Here is a 435-nt window from a genome sequence, read left to right as displayed (position 1 = left end):
GCGAGTAAGGATCACAATGATTGTAAACTGAAGAGTTTGATCATGGCTCAGATTGAACGCTGGCGGCAGGCCTAACACATGCAAGTCGAGCGGTAACAGATCTAGCTTGCTAGATGCTGACGAGCGGCGGACGGGTGAGTAATGCATAGGAATCTGCCCGATAGTGGGGGATAACCTGGGGAAACCCAGGCTAATACCGCATACGTCCTACGGGAGAAAGGGGGCTCCGGCTCCCGCTATTGGATGAGCCTATGTCGGATTAGCTAGTTGGTGAGGTAAAGGCTCACCAAGGCGACGATCCGTAGCTGGTCTGAGAGGATGATCAGCCACATCGGGACTGAGACACGGCCCGAACTCCTACGGGAGGCAGCAGTGGGGAATATTGGACAATGGGGGCAACCCTGATCCAGCCATGCCGCGTGTGTGAAGAAGGCC

At 55.4% G+C, this 435-nt stretch carries 1 rRNA gene; it reads left to right on the top strand.

What is annotated here, in order from left to right:
* Positions 1-24: 24 nt before the first annotated feature.
* Positions 25-435: ribosomal RNA gene (locus CXF87_RS12420) — 16S ribosomal RNA — on the top strand; the annotation flags it as partial.

The organism is Halomonas sp. MES3-P3E (assembly GCF_002836035.1).
GTDB classification, from domain to species: Bacteria; Pseudomonadota; Gammaproteobacteria; order Pseudomonadales; family Halomonadaceae; genus Vreelandella; species Vreelandella arctica.
This window is presented reverse-complemented; position numbering and strand designations above follow the sequence as displayed.